The organism is Prescottella equi (assembly GCF_002094305.1).
Taxonomy (GTDB): Bacteria; Actinomycetota; Actinomycetes; order Mycobacteriales; family Mycobacteriaceae; genus Prescottella; species Prescottella equi.
On record NZ_LWTX01000007.1, the window covers coordinates 13559 to 30720 of the forward strand.

The 17162-nt window shown below is 68.9% G+C and carries 14 protein-coding genes; 9 read left to right on the forward strand and 5 right to left on the reverse strand.

Translation table 11 applies throughout. The annotated features are described in order from the left end of the window. Positions 1 to 9 precede the first annotated feature (9 nt). Together A6I89_RS17050 and A6I89_RS17055 are read left to right on the forward strand one after the other, a co-directional pair. Complete coding sequence (locus A6I89_RS17050) at positions 10 to 1488, forward strand: DUF7782 domain-containing protein (protein WP_013415810.1); 1479 nt, start codon at positions 10 to 12, stop codon at positions 1486 to 1488. Positions 1489 to 1639: 151 nt separating this feature from the next. After that, positions 1640 to 2608: a sigma-70 family RNA polymerase sigma factor gene (locus A6I89_RS17055; RefSeq protein ID WP_005513647.1), complete on the forward strand. Its 969-nt coding sequence runs from the start codon at positions 1640 to 1642 to the stop codon at positions 2606 to 2608. 99 nt (positions 2609 to 2707) lie between these two features. Here the strand turns inward: A6I89_RS17055 and A6I89_RS17060 are convergent, their stop codons facing one another. Continuing rightward, positions 2708 to 5404, reverse strand: a complete 2697-nt coding sequence (locus tag A6I89_RS17060; RefSeq protein ID WP_005513648.1) for a bifunctional acetate--CoA ligase family protein/GNAT family N-acetyltransferase — start codon at positions 5402 to 5404, stop codon at positions 2708 to 2710. Continuing rightward, complete coding sequence (locus tag A6I89_RS17065) at positions 5397 to 6671, reverse strand: acetoin utilization protein AcuC (RefSeq protein ID WP_044990899.1); 1275 nt, start codon at positions 6669 to 6671, stop codon at positions 5397 to 5399. Before A6I89_RS17065 ends, A6I89_RS17060 begins: the two co-directional genes overlap by 8 nt. Before the next feature lie 176 nt (positions 6672 to 6847). Here A6I89_RS17065 and A6I89_RS17070 point away from each other — a divergent pair, with 176 nt between their 5' ends. Both A6I89_RS17070 and galE read left to right on the forward strand, forming a co-directional pair. Then, a complete protein-coding gene (locus tag A6I89_RS17070) occupies positions 6848 to 7534 on the forward strand; it encodes an iron-dependent transcriptional repressor DtxR (RefSeq protein ID WP_005513651.1) in 687 nt (228 codons plus the stop codon). Between the two features lie 45 nt (positions 7535 to 7579). Further along, entirely contained in the window at positions 7580 to 8575 is a 996-nt protein-coding gene (galE, locus tag A6I89_RS17075) for a UDP-glucose 4-epimerase GalE (RefSeq protein WP_022595551.1), read from the forward strand. Here the strand turns inward: galE and A6I89_RS17080 are convergent. Then, positions 8572 to 9621 (reverse strand): DUF4192 domain-containing protein, encoded by a 1050-nt coding sequence (locus A6I89_RS17080; RefSeq protein WP_005513654.1) that lies wholly within the window; start codon positions 9619 to 9621, stop codon positions 8572 to 8574. The two genes, galE and A6I89_RS17080, sit on opposite strands and share 4 nt — an antisense overlap. Before the next feature lie 214 nt (positions 9622 to 9835). Further along, entirely contained in the window at positions 9836 to 10531 is a 696-nt protein-coding gene (locus tag A6I89_RS17085) for a lipoprotein (protein WP_022595549.1), read from the reverse strand. A 212-nt stretch (positions 10532 to 10743) separates the two neighbouring features. On the opposite strand from A6I89_RS17085, the gene A6I89_RS17090 reads away from it, so the two are divergent. The 5 genes from A6I89_RS17090 (at position 10744) to A6I89_RS17110 (ending at position 16620) form a co-directional block, all read left to right on the forward strand. After that, the gene (locus A6I89_RS17090) at positions 10744 to 11697 is read left to right on the forward strand and encodes a proteasome assembly chaperone family protein (protein WP_005513659.1); all 954 of its coding nucleotides are present in this window, start codon (positions 10744 to 10746) and stop codon (positions 11695 to 11697) included. 181 nt (positions 11698 to 11878) lie between these two features. Then, entirely contained in the window at positions 11879 to 12916 is a 1038-nt protein-coding gene (locus A6I89_RS17095; protein ID WP_022595547.1) for an alpha/beta fold hydrolase, read from the forward strand. Positions 12917 to 12989: 73 nt separating this feature from the next. Continuing rightward, positions 12990 to 15509 carry a DEAD/DEAH box helicase gene (locus A6I89_RS17100; RefSeq protein ID WP_022595544.1) on the forward strand — a complete coding sequence of 840 codons (2520 nt, stop codon included), beginning with the start codon at positions 12990 to 12992 and terminating at the stop codon, positions 15507 to 15509. Positions 15510 to 15582: 73 nt separating this feature from the next. Continuing rightward, positions 15583 to 16233 (forward strand): ABC-2 transporter permease, encoded by a 651-nt coding sequence (locus A6I89_RS17105; RefSeq protein ID WP_022595542.1) that lies wholly within the window; start codon positions 15583 to 15585, stop codon positions 16231 to 16233. A gap of 87 nt (positions 16234 to 16320) precedes the next feature. Next, a complete protein-coding gene (locus A6I89_RS17110) occupies positions 16321 to 16620 on the forward strand; it encodes a DUF1540 domain-containing protein (protein WP_005513666.1) in 300 nt (99 codons plus the stop codon). Between the two features lie 39 nt (positions 16621 to 16659). Here A6I89_RS17110 and A6I89_RS17115 read toward each other — a convergent pair whose 3' ends face one another. Continuing rightward, positions 16660 to 17091, reverse strand: coding sequence for a DUF5997 family protein (locus tag A6I89_RS17115; RefSeq protein ID WP_022595539.1), 432 nt, complete (start codon positions 17089 to 17091; stop codon positions 16660 to 16662). Between the last annotated feature and the right edge of the window lie 71 nt (positions 17092 to 17162).

Sequence of the window (17162 nt, forward strand, 5' to 3'; positions counted from 1 at the left end):
AATGCTCGCGTGACCCGTGATCTCCTGCTGTCCGTGTGCGGCCCCCTTCGCGAGGCGCTCACGCGCTGCAAGTTCGACACCGACTCGATTCTCGACCTCCTGGGCCCGCAGGCCCACGCCGCCCTGGACCGGCACGAGCCGGTACCGGTCCGCCGCGCGTCCGCGGTCGGCGGCGATCTCGGTCTTCTCGTTCGACTGTTCCTGCTCGGTGACGACTGCGACGTCGCCGACGTCGCGTCCGCGCTGAGTCCTCTCGACATCGACGACGCCGTCGCCGCCGGCCTGCTGTCGCGTGACGGCGACACCGTGCGGGCCGAACTGGATCTGCGCCCGCTGGATCTGGGCACCGGCAACCGGTGGGTGCTGTCCGACCTCGACGGCTCGATGCGGACTCGCCCCACCGCCGACGACCACGTGATCGGTGTGGGTCACGCGTCCCTGTCCTTGTTGCAGGGCACCCCCACCCGTCCGGTCGGCACCGTGCTCGACGTCGGCACCGGATGCGGCATCCAGGCGCTGCGCGCGGCGGACTATGCGGGCACGGTGACGGCAACCGACGTCAACCCGCGGGCGACCGACCTGACCGCGGCCACCGCGGCACTGAACGGACTCGACTTCGAGATCCTCGAGGGTTCGTGGTTCGAGCCGGTCGCGGGCCGCACCTTCGATCAGATCGTCGCGAACCCGCCGTTCGTGGTCAGCGAGGCCCGGGTGGTCAACAGCTACCGCGACTCGGGTCTGGACCTCGACGGCGCGAGCGAACTGATGATCTCCGAAGCCGCGGACCATCTCGCACCGGGCGGGACGGCCGCGATGCTCGCGTCGTGGCTGCACGTCGACGGCGAGGACTGGCGCCACCGGGTGGCGTCGTGGCTGCCCGCTCACGGCGTCGACGCGTGGATCGTCCAGCGTGACGTCGCCGATCCCGCTCTCTACGTCGGGACGTGGCTGCGCGACGGCGGCGGCGATCTGCGAGATCCGGCGGTGCAGGCCCGCGCCGAGGCGTGGCTCGATCATCTCGCCGAAGCCGATGTCGAGGGGGTCGGATTCGGGTTCGTCTACCTCCGGCGGACGGATGCGCCGTCGGACATCCTGTGCGAGGACCTGCGGCACGGTTTCAGCGATCCGCTCGGCGACGAGGCACTCGCCTACTTCGACCGGCTGGCATGGCTGCGCGAGCACGACGTACTCGCGTCGCGTTTCACGGTGCGCCCCGACACTGCCCTCGAACGGGTCTTCCTTCCCGGCGACGACGGCTGGAAGCAGGTGGTCGCGCGGGTGCACCGCGGCAACGGCCCGCAGTGGCAGCACGAGGTGGACGATCTGGCGGCCGCGCTGCTTGCGGGAATGCGCGGTGACGGGTTGGTGTTGGAAGAACTCGTCACGCTACTCGCCTTCGCGCACGACGAGGACGAGGAATCGCTGGCCGCCACCGCGATACCGCTGGTGCACTCGCTGGTGCGTCACGGGTTGATCGAACCCGCCTGACGCGTTCCCGGGCGCGTACCTTCTCAGGAACTTCTCAGGGGACCTCGGCGATACCCGCAGGTCAGGGGCGGCGACGACGAATCGTCTCGGGAACTTTCCCGGACCGTCGAAGCGTTGAGGGATATGAGACACCCCGACGAGGAGGCAGGTCATGACAAGCCCCGGCACCACTCGACCCCGCACCATCGACTCCGATCTGGACGGCCAGAGCCCGGCCGCAGATCTCGTTCGCGTCTATCTGAACGGGATCGGCCGTACAGCCCTGCTGACGGCCGCTGACGAGGTCGATCTGGCGCGGCGCATCGAGGCGGGGTTGTACGCCGCGCACGTGCTCGCGACCAAGAAGCGGCTCACCGCGGCCAAGAAGCGCGATCTCGCGACCATCGTCCGGGACGGCGAGGCAGCACGCCGCCACCTCCTGGAGGCCAATCTGCGCCTCGTGGTGTCGCTGGCGAAGCGCTACACCGGACGCGGCATGCCGCTCCTGGACCTCATCCAGGAGGGCAACCTCGGCCTGATCCGCGCGATGGAGAAGTTCGACTACGCGAAGGGCTTCAAGTTCTCCACGTACGCCACGTGGTGGATCCGTCAGGCGATCACGCGCGGCATGGCTGATCAGAGCCGAACGATCCGACTGCCTGTCCACCTCGTCGAGCAGGTCAACAAGCTGGCCCGGATCAAGCGTGAGCTGCACCAGCAGCTCGGGCGCGAGGCCACCGACGAGGAACTGTCGCAGGAGTCGGGAATCCCCGAGCACAAGATCGCGGACCTGCTCGACCACAGCCGCGACCCGGTGAGCCTGGACATGCCCGTCGGCAACGACGAGGAAGCGCCGCTGGGCGACTTCATCGAGGACTCCGAGGCCACGTCCGCGGAGAACGCGGTCATCGCCGGGCTGCTGCACAGCGACGTCCGCAGCGTCCTGGCCACCCTCGACGAGCGGGAGCAGCAGGTGATCCGCCTGCGCTACGGCCTCGACGACGGCCAGCCGCGCACCCTCGACCAGATCGGCAAGCTGTTCGGTCTCTCCCGCGAACGCGTGCGGCAGATCGAGCGTGAGGTGATGGGCAAGCTCCGTCAGGGTGAGCGCGCCGATCGTCTGCGCGCCTACGCGAGCTGACCCCTTCTCGACCGGCTTCCCGGCCGATCTTCCGTACCCTCCCCCTCGGGTCCGGAAGGTCGGCCGGGTTTCTCGTTCACGGAGGTTCGCGGCGGTCGGTCACCACTCCCGCAGCCGGCGCGGACCGAGATCGGCCATGCTCAGCTCCGGCCCGATCCGCACCCGGGCGTCGGTGACCTGCGCGCCCTCGGCGGACGCGAGCACCGGCTCGCACGCGAGCGACCGCACCTCGGGCAGGTCGTCGGCCAGGGCCGACACCCGCTGGACCAGGTCGACGAGCGCCTTCTTGTTCACCGGCGCTGCGCTGCGGTAGCCGGAGAGCAGCGGCGCGGCCTTGGGCGCGTCGATCAACTCGGTGGCCTCGTCCTCGGTCAGCGGCAGCACCCGGTACGCCCGGTCGCCCAGCAGATCGGAGATCACGCCGGCCAGACCGAACGAGATCAGCGAGCCGAACGAGGGGTCGTCCTGTACCCCGACAACGCAGCCGATGCCCTTGGTGGCCATCTTCTGCACGTGCAGCAGCGGCTCGCCCGACGCGGCCGCGAGATCCCGGTACGCGAGCCGCACCGAGTCCGGGCCCACCAGATCCAACCGCACGCCACCGAGGTCCGGGCGGTGTCGCCACAGTTCGCCGGTCGCCTTGACCGCGACCGGGTATCCCAGTTCGTCGGCCGCGGCGACCGCTTCGTCCTCGGTGGTGGCGGCCCGGAACTCCACCACGGGGACGCCGTAGCACTCGAGCAACTGCGCGGCCTCGAAGTCCGACAGCCAGCGGCCGTTCGACTCCCCCAGCCAGCTCTCGACGAGAGTGCGCGCCCGATCGGAGTCGATGCCGTTGGGACGGACCACCTTCGATACCGGCCGGCCCCGCCACGCCGCGTAGCGCCACGATCGCGCCAGGGCCAGCGCCGCCCGCTCGGGGCCGGGGAACGACGGGACCGACCCCCGCGTCGGGAAACCGTCGGGCCCGCGCACAGCGAGGACGTCCGGGATGCCCTCGGCGGCGAGGAACGTGGTGAGGATCGGCTTGTCGGTGTCGACGACGGCCTCCCGCAACGCCTGCGCGTACGGTTCGACTGCGACCGCGACAGGCGGCGCGAAGACCGCGATGACGGCGTCGACGTCAAACGACGCGAGGGCGGTGGAAACCGCGTCGGCGAACACCTCGGGTGTGGCCTGCGCACCGAGATCGACGGGCTCCCCCACCTGCAGGCCCTCGCGCCGCGCCGCGTCGACGGCCAGCACGCCGAGCGCGGTCGAGTTGCCGACCACCGCCACTCGCGGCCCCGCCGGTAGCGGCTGATAACCGAAGAGCAGTGCGCAGTCGAAGAGCTGCGAGATCGAGCCGACCTGCACGACGCCGGCCTGCTCGAACAGCGACCGCACGATCGAGTCGTCCATCTCGACCCCCGTCGCCGCGAGCGCCGGGGGCACCGCGTGGCGGCCACTCTTGACCGCCACGATCGGCTTGTTTCGGGCGACCCGGCGAGCGATCCGGGAGAACTTCCGGGGATTGCCGAAGCTCTCCAGGTACAGCAGCACCACCTCGGTGTCCGGGTCGGTGTCCCAGTACTGCAGCAGGTCGTTGCCGGAGACGTCCGCACGGTTACCGGCCGATACGAACGTCGACAGGCCCAGGTGCCGCTTCGCGGCCTGGTCGAGGATCGCGATGCCGAGGGCGCCGGACTGGCAGAAGAAGCCGACCCGCCCCGGCTTGGGCAGCACCGGAGCGAGCGTCGCGTTCAGCGACACCGCCACGTCGTTGTTCGCGACGCCGAGCGCGTTCGGTCCGATGAGGCGCATGCCGTGCGCGCGAGCCGCGTGCACGAGGCGCCGCTCGGAGTCACGCCCGTCCGGGCCGGTCTCACCGAACCCCGCCGACACGACCACGAGCGCCTTGACCCCCTTGGCCAGGCAGTCGTCGAGCACCGCGTCGATCGACTCGGCCGGGACGGCCACGACGGCCAGGTCGACGTCGTCGGGGATGTCGCGCACCGTCGGGTAGGCACGCACCCCGCGCACCGATCGGTGCTCGGCGTTGACCGGGTACACGGGCCCGGAGAAGTTGCCCTGCAACAGGTTCGCCAGAACGGCGTTGCCGACCTTGGAGCTGTCCGTGGAGGCACCGATCACGGCAACCGATCGCGGGCTGAGCACGTTGCGGACACTGCGGGCCTCGGCGGCGCGTTCGCGCGAGTTCCGCACCGACAGCAGCGCCTCGGTCGGGTCGATCGCGAATTCGAGGCGCAGCACACCGCCGTCGAAACTGCGGCTGACCTGGTATCCGGCTTCCCGGAACACCGAGACCATGTTGCGGTTCTCGGCGAGGACCTCGGCGACGAACATGTTCAGACCGTTCTCGGCGGCCGCGCCCGCGAGGTGCTCGAGCAGGATCGGTCCGAGACCGCGACCCTGATGCGCGTCGGCCACGACGAAGGCGACCTCCGCCGAGCGTCCGTCACCGACGTCGAGCAGGCGTTCGTACCGGCCCACCGCGATGATCTCGTCGCCGAGGATCGCCACGAAGGCGACGCGGTTGCGGTGATCGACCGTCGTGAAGTTGACGACGTCCCGGTTGGACATGGTGGGGTACGGGCCGAAGTACCGCAGGTAGCGGGTGCGTTCGGACAGCTTGCCGTGGAACTCGACGAGTTTGTCGGCGTCCTCGGGAACGATCGGCCGCAGATGGACGACACCCCCGTCCGACGCGAGTACGTCGGCGAGCCAGTGGCGCGGAAAGTTCCGCGCGCGTTCGAGATCGACCTTCTTGCCGTCTTTGGCGGTGCCGTCAGTCACGGGGATCCTCCGGATCGAGGCCGAGCAGTGGGAACGTGGCGCGACGAGTCGCGATGATCGCCGCGTCGATGCGGGTGAGGGCGCGGTCCATCGAAGCCACTCCCGTCTCGGGAGTTCCTCCCGGTCCGTCCCACGGCAGATACTTCGTGTCGCCGCCCTCCCCCATCGTCGTCGGCAGGTCGACGCTCGGCGCGACGGCATGCGCCTTCTCCCGCCAGCCGTCGGGAATCGCCGTGGCGGGGTCGATCTCACGGTCGAGTGCGGTCGCGATCAGATGGGTCCACGATCTCGGTACGACCCGGACCAGGCCGTATCCGCCTCCACCGACAGCGAGCCAACGGCCCTCGGCGTACCGATCGGCGAGCTCGCGCATCGCGAGATACGCGGCCCGCTGACCGTCGACGGTCAGTGCGAGATCGGCCAGCGGGTCCTCGCGATGATTGTCGGCACCGCACTGGCTGATGACGATCTGCGGCCGGAACCCGGCGATCGCGGCCGGCACGACCGCGTGGAACCCTCTCAGCCACAGCGCATCACTGGTGCCGGGCAGGACCGGGAGGTTGATCGCGGTGCCTTCGGCGGCGCCCGACCCCACCTCGCTCGACCAACCGGTGTTGGGCCACAACGTCGCGGGGTGCTGGTGGATGGAGATCGTCATCACACGCGGGTCGCCGAGAAACGCGTGCTGGACGCCGTCTCCGTGGTGGGCGTCGATGTCGACGTAGGCGATCCGGTCGAAGCCGTTGTCCAGCAACCAGGAAATGGCGATCGCGGCATCGTTGTACACACAGAACCCGGATGCCCAGTCCGCCATCGCGTGGTGCATTCCGCCGCCGATGCTCACCGCGCGGCGGGCGCGGCCGGACGCGATCTCCTTGGCGGCAGCGAGCGAACCACCGGCGAGGACGGCGCTGGCCTCGTGCATGCGCGGGAAGATCGGGTTGTCGTCGGTACCGAGTCCGTGCCGCGTCTCCAACTCCGGGGGCAGCGCCGTGTCGGGGCCGTCGCCGGCGAGTTTGACCGCTTCGATGTAGGCGGGGGTGTGGATGCGGAGCAGATCGGCGTCGGAGGCGGCGTCCGGGCGGACCACCTCCGCCGCGTCGATCAAACGCAGTCCGTCGGCGAGCGCCATCGTCAGATCGAGCCGGGTGGGGTTCATCGGATGCTGCGGACTCCAGCGGTAGCTGAGATAGTCCGGACTCCAGACCACGACGCGATCCGATCCGGTGGTTGCTGTGCCCCTCCCGGGACCTGACGACACGGCCATTCACCCAAGCTACTTGGCGCGACGGCGCCCGCGCGAGGCGCCACGAACCGTGTCGGGCGCACGGGTCGGCGGCCCACTCCGGGCGGCGCCCGAGCGACGCGTTTCACGTCGACGCCCGAGCGGGACCGACAAACCGGAATGCCCGGTAGAATCACGCCAGACGAAGGGGTGTGAGAGTGAAGGATCTGGTCGACACCACGGAGATGTATCTCCGGACGATCTACGACTTGGAAGAAGAGGGCGTCGTCCCGCTCCGCGCGCGGATCGCCGAACGACTCGAGCAGAGCGGTCCGACCGTGAGCCAGACGGTTGCTCGCATGGAGCGCGACGGACTGCTCCAGGTGGCGGGTGACCGTCATCTCGAGCTCACCGAGAAGGGCCGCAACCTTGCGGTCGCGGTGATGCGCAAGCATCGCCTCGCCGAGCGTCTGCTCGTCGACATCATCGGCCTCGAATGGGATCAGGTGCATGCCGAGGCATGCCGCTGGGAGCACGTGATGAGCGAGGACGTCGAACGGCGCCTCGTCGAGGTACTGAAGAACCCGACGACCTCGCCGTACGGCAACCCGATCCCGGGTCTGGCGGATCTGGGACTCGACCGTCCGGTGGGCAATGCGGAGACGCTCATCCGGCTCACGGACGTGCCGCCGGGCAAGCCGACTGCCGTGGTGGTGCGGCGCCTCGCCGAGCACGTGCAGTCCGATCCCGAACTGATCGGTCAGCTCCGCGAAGCGGGCGTGGTCCCCGATGCAAGGGTTACAGTCGAGACCCGACCCGGCTCGGTGACGATCACCGCGTCCGGTCACGACGAATTCGACCTTCCCGAGGAAATGGCCCACGCCGTCCAGGTGAAGCAGGTCTGACACCTCGCTTCGCGTGTGCGGTCGCGGCACGCGAGGAGATGAACTGTGAGACTTCTGGTTACCGGCGGCGCAGGATACGTCGGCAGCGTGTGCACCACCGTGCTGCTCGAGCGTGGCCACGAGGTGGTCGTCGTCGACGACCTCTCGACCGGAAACGCCGACGCCGTGCCGGCAGGTGCCGAGTTCATCGAGGGTGACATCGCCGCTGTTGCCGGATCCGTGCTCGGATCCGGCAACAGCACACCCCGTTTCGACGGTGTGTTGCATTTCGCCGCACAGTCGCTGGTCGGCGAGTCCGTCGAGCGTCCGGAGCAGTACTGGCAGGGCAACGTCGTGACGACGCTCGCGCTGCTCGAGGCCATGCGGCTGTCGGGCACACCCCGCCTGGTGTTCTCGTCCACCGCGGCCACCTACGGCGAGCCGGAACGCACACCCATCACCGAGGACGCACCGACCCGTCCCACCAACCCGTACGGCGCCACGAAGCTCGCGATCGACCACGCGATCACGTCGTACGCGAACGCGCACTCGCTCGCCGCCACCAGCCTGCGCTACTTCAACGTCGCCGGAGCCTACAGGGGCGCGGGTGAGAACCGAGTCGTGGAAACACATCTCATTCCCCTCGTGCTCCAGGTCGCGTTGGGTCAACGCGAGAAGATCTCCGTCTTCGGCACCGACTGGCCCACCAAGGACGGCACCGCGGTGCGCGACTACATCCACGTCCTCGACCTGGCCGACGCCCACCTGCTGGCCCTCGAGTCGTCGGTCCCCGGACACCACCGCATCTACAACCTCGGTAGCGGCGCCGGATTCACTGTCCGCGAAGTCATTTCGGCCTGCGAGCGGGTGACCGGCCTGCCCATCGCCGCCGAGGACGCCCCCCGACGCGCGGGTGACCCTGCCGTGCTGATCGCGTCGAGCGACCGTGCCGTGGACGAACTCGGTTGGCGCCCGGCACACACCGACCTCGACGAGATCGTCTCCGACGCCTGGACGTACCTCCAGGCCTTGGGTGATCGGTCGCACGCCGCCCGTCGCTAGTCCGCCGGCGGGGGCAGACGCACCCCGAGTTCCGCCGCGATGCCGCGCCCGACGTCGGCGAGCTCGCGCAGGACGCAGGGGCGCACTCCGCGCTGCAGAGCATCGTCGAGAAGATTGGCCAGACGGTGGCAGGGGTCGGCCGCGAGTGCCGCACACAGGGCGACCCCTGCCATCGGTCCGTCACCCCGCAGGTACGCGCTGAATCCGAGGAGCGCGAGCGGTTCGGCCCGTTCCGGCTCGGGCAGTGCGCGAGCCAGGACGATCCACAGCTGCTCGGCGGCATCTGCGTCGCTGCCGGCGGACAGCGCGAGCAACGCATCACGGGCCCGCGAATTCTCCAGCACGAGAGCCAGTTCCGCGCATTCCTCGGGTGTCAGCTCGTCGCCCGAGGCGGTCTGCGCGATCCTGGCGAGCACCAGTTCGACGCAACGCCGGTCGAAGCTGACCGGATCGGTAGCGCTCCGCGCCATCCCGTCGCCGCGCGTGATCCGCTCACGCGCAGCGTCGATGTGGTCGGCGACATCCTGCTGCTCGCCGAGCGAGTCGGGGATCAGAACCGCCTCGAGTTCGTCCCGGGAGGCTCGAATTGCGCGGCCGCCGAGGACCTGCGCCACGGCGACCCTCGACGCCGTCGGGTCCGGGAGTGCTCCCCGCACGCTGCCGGTGAGGTTCGTCCACGGGGCGCCCGCCTCGATCCGGCCGACGAGATGCGTCGCGGCGATCGAGATTCCCTGCTCGCCGAGCAGCTCGTCGAACGCATCCACGATCTGCCCGTACGGCGCGAGATCGCACGATTCGGGCCGGTCCGGCAATCGGTCGTCGACCATGACGACCAGGACGCGGTCCGCACCTTCCCGGACGGCCACCGCGGTGAACTGTCCGAGGACCGTGCGCATCAGCGCGGGCTCGCGCGGCCGCAGATCGTGCCGCATCACGGCGCCGACCGAGGTACCGGTCAGACAGATCGCGACGAGCGAACGGTGCGGGTGGAAGCCGAGCAGGGCGGGAACCGCGCTCACGAGGTCGCCGGGCTCGGAGATGCGCACGGCGTGGGACGTACGCGGGTCGCGTGGACAGGGTGAGCCGTGTGCCGAGGTCGATGTCGTCATGCCACGACGATGCTGGGTGTCCCCGACGACGTGATCTCGGCGAACTGGGACGATCCCTGCCCTGTGGATGAGGTCGAGGGCTGTGCACAACCCTCGGTTACGGCAGCCGGACGCGTCCTGTCTGTCGGGCCGGGGTGTTAAAGCCGCGATCTCACCCGGCTCGGACCTTCTGCACGGCGGCGGTGAAGAGTTCGTCCAGGACGTCGGCGTCGCTCCCGTCCGGCGCCGTGTCGAACGACATGAAGGTGGCCTGGATCCGCACGTCGTCGATCTGAGCCATCAAGGTGAGCATCGACTGCGTCACCGCCCCACCGGGCCCTCCGGATTCGACCGTCCGGTGCAGTGCGAGCGTGTGGTCCACCTCGACCCGGGGTGGACGGGTGATCGCGGTACGCACCTGCACGTCGACGCCGTTCGCAGTGGCGGTGACATCGGGACATTGGACGAGTTGCGCTTCGAGTTCCGAAAGCGGAGTCGACACCCGGACCAGTTCGATCGTGACGGTGGAGCGGCTCACCGAATCCGTACCGACCGCGATCGCGGTTCCGTTCGCGGTGTAGTCCTGCGGCGGCGGTTTGCACCCGGGCGGGTCGACCCTGGCGCCGGGCGCGATCCCGGTGAGGTCGGGCGCCGCCTGCGAAACGGCCTGTGTGGGAAGAACGACGGCGGGGTACGCGGGCGGGAACGCCGCCGGCTCGAGCAGCAACTCTCCGAGCGGCCGCGATGCCACCCCTTTCTCGGCAGGCCTCGCGGTGCCGGACACCACCGACCCGCAACCCGCGACGAGCACCACGGCGGCCGACGCGAGCGCGGCCGACACGAGTGCGCAGTGCCTGCGCTCCGTCATGTGGCGTCCTCCTGCACGATCCGCTCGCGTTCTGCCCGTCCGCCACACCCTGTCACACGGCAGGACCGGACGGAATGATTCGACAGCCTGCGGTGTTGGTCCTCTGACGGCGGGGTACCGACCCCGGCCACGCGCCTCTCCGGCTCCCGTTTCGGACGACGGGACCCCGTGAGGGACACTGGAAGAAGACGTTCGAAGGAAAAGGAGCCGTCATGGACGAGCAGTCGAAGATGTACGAGCTGGAGTTCCCGGCACCGCATCTGTCCTCGGCCGACGGCCAGGGGCCTGTGCTGATCCACGGCCTCGAGGGCTTCTCCGACGCCGGACACGCGGTGAAGCTGGCCACCAAGCACCTGCGCGAGAGCCTCGAGACCGAACTGGTCGCCTCGTTCGCGGTGGACGAGCTGATCGACTACCGGTCGCGACGCCCCACCATGACGTTCAAGGCCGACCATTTCTCGGACTTCGACGCTCCGCAACTGAACCTGTATGCGCTGCGCGACACCGCCGGCACCCCCTTCCTGCTCCTCGCGGGCATGGAACCCGACCTGCGGTGGGAGCGGTTCACCACCGCGGTCCGGCTGCTCGCGGAACAGTTGGGCGTCCGCCGGACCGTCGGCATCAACGCGATTCCGATGGCCATCCCCCACACGCGGCCGCTGAGCGTGACGGCGCACTCGACGAACAAGGAATTGATCGAGGACCACCACCGCTGGTCCGGCGAACTCCAGGTGCCGGGCAGTGCGTCGTCCCTCCTCGAGCTCCGTATGAGCCAGCACGGACACGAATCGGTGGGCTTCTCGGTACACGTGCCGCACTACCTCGCGCAGACGGAGTACCCGGCCGCCGCCGAGACGCTGCTCGAGAACGTCATGGAGATCGCCGATCTGGAGCTGCCCCTGGTCGCCCTCGGTGAGGCCGCCGCGCGGGTGCGCGAGCAGATCGACGAGCACATCACCTCGAACGAAGAGGTGCAGTCGGTGGTGAAGGCGCTCGAGAACCAGTACGACTCCTACGTCGCGGCGCAGGAGCAGCAGTCGACGCTGCTGGCCGGCGACGAGGATCTGCCGAGCGGAGACGAACTGGGCGCCGAGTTCGAGCGGTTCCTGGCAGAGCAGGCCCGGATGGACGGGGAGGGCGACCGGGACACCGACGAGGACCGCTGAGGAACCTCGTTGCCGAGCCGTTCGGTCGTTCGTCCAGGTATCGTCGATAACGAAACCTTTACGTTATCCGAAGTCACACTTGTGACAACTGCGCCACCTACGCTCTCGGTGCACGGATATACTCGGACGATCGATTATCTGAGCGTCGCCCGCCTGTCGGGTGGGGGCTTCAGGAGGCGATATGAGCGACTCTCGAACGCGGATGCTCCGCCCGGTGCCGGACACCGAGCCCCGGATGGTCTTCCGGACCATCCACGGCTACCGGCGCGCTTTCCGCATCGCCGGTGAGGGTCCCGCGCTGCTCCTGATCCACGGGATCGGCGACAACTCGTCGACGTGGAGCGAGATCATTCCGCACCTGGCCGAGAAGTACACGGTCATCGCCCCGGACCTGCTCGGACACGGGCGCTCGGACAAGCCGCGCGCGGACTATTCGGTCGCGGCCTACGCGAACGGTATGCGGGATCTGCTCTCGGTGCTGGACGTCGACAAGGTGACGGTCGTCGGCCATTCACTCGGCGGCGGCGTCGCGATGCAGTTCGCATACCAGTTTCCGCACATGGTCGACCGTCTGGTGCTGGTATCGGCGGGCGGTGTGACCAAGGACGTCCATCCGCTGCTCCGGCTCATCACGATGCCCGTGGTGAACGAGGCACTGAAGCTGATCCGCCTACCGGGCGCGATGACGGCGGTCCGCGCTGTCGGCGACGTGGTCTCCCACATCCACGGCTCGCCGCTCCGCCCGGGCACGATGCTGCACGACACGCCGGACCTGGTCCGGGTGTTGAGCGCGCTCCCGGACCCGACGGCCTACGAGGCCTACCTGCGGACCCTGCGATCGGTCGTCGACTGGCGGGGACAGGTCGTCACGATGCTCGACCGCTGTTATCTGACGGAGAACCTGCCCGTCCAGCTCATCTGGGGTGCGCGGGACTCGGTCATCCCGGTCAGTCACGCGCGTCTCGCGCATTCCGCGATGCCGGGTTCGCGGCTGGACGTGTTCGAGGATTCCGGTCACTTCCCGTTCCGGGACGACCCGATTCGCTTCCTCGACGTCCTCGAGGGCTTCCTGGAATCGACGTCGGCGCTCGAGTTCGACGAGGACCGGTGGCGCGCTCTGCTGACGAACGGAGTGGGCGAGTCCACGATCACCGGCGCCCCCGAGACGCGGATGGCAGTGCTCGACGCGATGGGGTCCGACGAGCGCAGCGCCACCTGATCGCCGCACGCCGCCCGCGGGCCCGGATTGCCCGCCTCGCCCGGGTGTCCCTACGAGGCTCTAGCCTGTAACGGTGCTGCTAACCGATCTGCTTCCCGCCACCGTCGATCCTTCCGACGTCGATCCCGACGCCCTGTTCGACGCGTTCACCTCGTGGACGAACGATCGTGGCCTGCAGCTGTACCCGGCGCAGGAGGAAGCGCTCATGGAGCTGGTCTCCGGGGCGAACGTGATCCTGGCGACGCCGACGGGTTCGGGCAAGTCCATGGTGGCACTCGGCGCCCACTTCTTCGCGCTCGCCGAAGGTCGTCGCACGTTCTACACCGCACCCATCAAGGCGCTGGTGAGCGAGAAGTTCTTCGCGTTGTGCGAGGTGTTCGGTGCCGACAAGGTCGGGATGATGACCGGTGACGCGTCGGTGAACTCGTCGGCGCCGATCATCTGCGCCACCGCCGAGATCGTCGCGAATCTCGCGTTGCGCGAGGGTGCCGGCTCCGACATCGGCCAGGTCGTGATGGACGAGTTCCACTTCTATTCCGAGCCGGACCGAGGCTGGGCCTGGCAGGTGCCGCTGATCGAGTTGCCGCAGGCCCAGTTCCTGCTGATGTCGGCGACGCTCGGCGACGTCACGCACCTGCGGGAGGACCTCACCCGCCGGACCGGACGTCCGACGACCGAGGTGTCCGGCTCCGAACGTCCGGTGCCGCTGCATTTCTCGTACTCGCAGACCCCGATCGGCGAGGAGATCGAGGAACTCGTCACCACCCACCAGGCCCCGGTGTACGTCGTGCACTTCACCCAGGCCGCGGCACTCGAACGCGCGCAGGCGCTGACCAGCGTCAATCTGTGCAGCCGTGCCGAAAAGGACGCGATCGCCGAGGCCATCGGCGCCTTCCGGTTCACCACGGGCTTCGGAAAGACCCTGTCGCGCTTGGTCCGTCACGGTATCGGGGTCCACCACGCCGGCATGCTGCCCAAGTACCGCCGGCTCATCGAACGCCTCGCACAGGACGGCCTGCTCAAGGTCATCTGCGGCACCGACACACTCGGCGTCGGCATCAACGTCCCGATCCGTACAGTCCTGCTGACGGGCCTGACGAAGTTCGACGGCACCCGCACCCGCCAGCTGCGGGCCCGCGAGTTCCACCAGATCGCCGGACGCGCGGGACGGGCCGGCTACGACACGATGGGCACTGTCGTCGTGCAGGCGCCCGAGCACGAGATCGAGAACGTGCGGGCGCTCGCCAAGGCGGGCGACGATCCGAAGAAGCGCCGGAAGGTCCAGCGCAAGAAGGCGCCCGAGGGTTTCGTCTCGTGGGGTGAGGGCACGTTCGACAAGCTGGTCGCAGCCTCCCCCGAGCCGCTGGTCTCCAGGTTCTCGGTGAGCAATTCGATGCTGCTCAACGTGATCGCCCGCCCGGGCAACTGCTTCCAGGCGATGCGTCACCTGCTCGAGGACAACCACGAGCCGCGGCCCGCGCAGCGCAGGCACATTCTCAAGGCGATCCGCCTGTACCGCGGCCTGCTGCAGGCGGGAATCGTGCAGCAGCTCGACGAGCCGGACGAGTACGGGCGCATGGCCCGGCTGACGGTGGACCTGCAGCGCGACTTCGCGCTCAACCAGCCGCTGTCACCGTTCGCACTCGCCTCGCTCGAGCTGCTCGATCCCGAATCGCCCGGCTACGCACTCGACGTCGTGTCGGTGATCGAGTCCACCCTCGACGACCCTCGACAGATCCTCATGGCGCAGCAGCATGCGGCGCGCGGCGAGGCTGTGGCCGAGATGAAGGCGGACGGTATCGAGTACGAGGAGCGGATGGAACTCCTCGAGGAGATCACGTGGCCGAAGCCGTTGGCCGACATCCTCTTCCCGGCGTTCGAAACCTACCGCGCCGGGCATCCGTGGATGAACGAGTTCGCCCTCTCCCCCAAGTCCGTGGTTCGCGACATGGTCGAGCGGTCGATGACGTTCGCCGAACTCGTCAGCCACTACGGCCTCGCACGTTCCGAAGGCCTCGTGCTGCGTTACCTCGCCGACGCGTATCGGGCTCTGCGGCAGACGGTTCCGGCGGAGGCCCGAACCGAGGAGCTCGAGGATCTCACCGAGTGGCTCGGTGAGCTCATCCGCCAGGTCGATTCGAGTCTGCTCGACGAGTGGGAACAGCTCACCAACCCCGGCGCCGAGTCCGACGATCAACAGGTGGCGTTCGGCGCGGACATCCCGCGGCCGATCACGGCGAACGCCCGTGCGTTCAAGGTGATGGTGCGCAACGCGATGTTCCGCCGTGTCGAGTTGGCGTCCCGGCAGCGCTGGGACGAGCTCGCTGCACTCGGTGACGGCCTCGACGCCGACGACTGGGCAGATCTGCTCGAGTTGTACTTCGACGAGTACGACGAGATCGGGACCGGCCCGTCCGCGCGCGGCCCGCTGTTGTTCCAGGTCACCGTCGAGCCGACGCTGTGGCGGGTCCGACAGGTCCTCGAGGACCCGAACGGCGACCACGGGTGGGCGCTGCTCGGAGAGGTCAACCTGGCGGAGTCCGACGCGGCCGGCGAGGTCGTCTTCGACGAATTCGAGGTGTCCGAGGGCTGATTCGCCCCCCGCGCCCCCGCGTGTTGCCCGCCGGCTTCAACGAAAACGGACCGCGTCGGGCTACGGTCACGGCATGACCGACGTCGTGCTGGGCATCCTCGCAGTATTGGCCGGAGCCGTCTTCTGCTTCCGCGGGCTTCCCGCGATGCGCATCGTCATCGCGTTCTGGGGCGCCTTCGCCGGCTTCGGTCTCGGTGCGGCTCTGGTGGCCGCGATCGGTGGTGACAGCTACCTGTCGACCGCGCTGGGGTGGGTCGTCGGCGTCCTGGTCGCGATCCTGTTCGCGGTTCTCGCGTACCTCTACTACGCGGTGGCCGTGGTCCTCGCGATGGCGTCGGCCGGATTCGCACTCGGCGCGGGCGCGACGGTGGCGCTGGGAGTGACGTGGAACTGGGTGATCGTGCTCGTCGGCGTCCTGATCGGCATCGCTCTGGCGGTACTCGCCCTGGCGGTGGATCTGCCGGCGATGCTGCTGGTGATCGTCAGCGCACTCGGTGGCGCCGTCGCGATCGTCGGAGGAGCGATGCTTCTCACCGGCGTGCTCGACGCCGCCGACTTCGGTCATGCATCGATCACCCGCACCATCGACGACGATTGGTGGTGGTACGCCTTCTACCTCCTGCTCGCCGTCGCGGGCGTGGTGGCGCAGCTGCGGTTCCTCGGCCGCGAGCGTTCGCTGCGCGCGCAGTGGCAGCGGGCGCCCGAGCGCCACCAGACCGCTTAGGGCAGCCCATCCTTGCTGGTCAGGCCGTCATGGCGCGGCTACCGTGAGGTGGCACGAGGACAACCGTCGAGATGTCCGGAGGGCCACATGACCACAATGGAGATGCCCCACGTCACCGACTGTTCGGTGACCGACTGCTCCTACAACCACGACGGCTGCCACGCCTTCGCGATCAACGTCGCGGGCAGCAACGGCAGCGCCGACTGTGAGACCTTCATTCCGCTGTCCACCAAGGGTGGATTGGACACCGTGACGAGCATGGTCGGGGCGTGCCAACGCGCCGACTGCAAGCACAACCGAGACCTCGAGTGCGCCGCCAGCGAGATCCGGGTGGGCGGCGGCTCCGGCGACCACGCGGCGCGGTGCCTCACCTACAGTCCGCGCTGACCCGGCCGGAGCGCAGCGTCTACCGGCCGGGCCACCTCGTCACTCGGACGGCTTGAACGGCCCGGCGTTACGCGGACGACGGTTGGACTGTTCACGCTTGGCGGCCTGCTGCTCGCGAATGCGCTTCTCCTCCTTGCGGACTGCCACCAGATTGGCGCGCTCGGCGACGAGCCAGTCGGGCTGTTCGGCGAGCAGCGCTTCGATCTGCGCGGTGGTGAGCGCTCCGTCGACACCGCCGCGAGCGAGCCCGGCGATGGAGACACCCAGCTTGGCGGCGACGACATCCTTGGGGTGGGGACCCTCCTTGCGCAGGGTCACGAGCCACTCCGGCGCGTCGGCCTGCCACGCGTTGAGTTCGTCGCGGGTCACCACACCGTCCTGGAACTCTGCGGGGGTGGCCTGGAGGTACACACCCAGCTTCTTCGCCGCGGTCGCGGGCTTCATCGTCTGGGGGGTCTTCTGCGACGTCATGTGTCAAGGGTATCGACCACGCATGACGCGGCTGCACGGGTGGCTCCCGAGATCGGCCGGGTAGCCTTGCC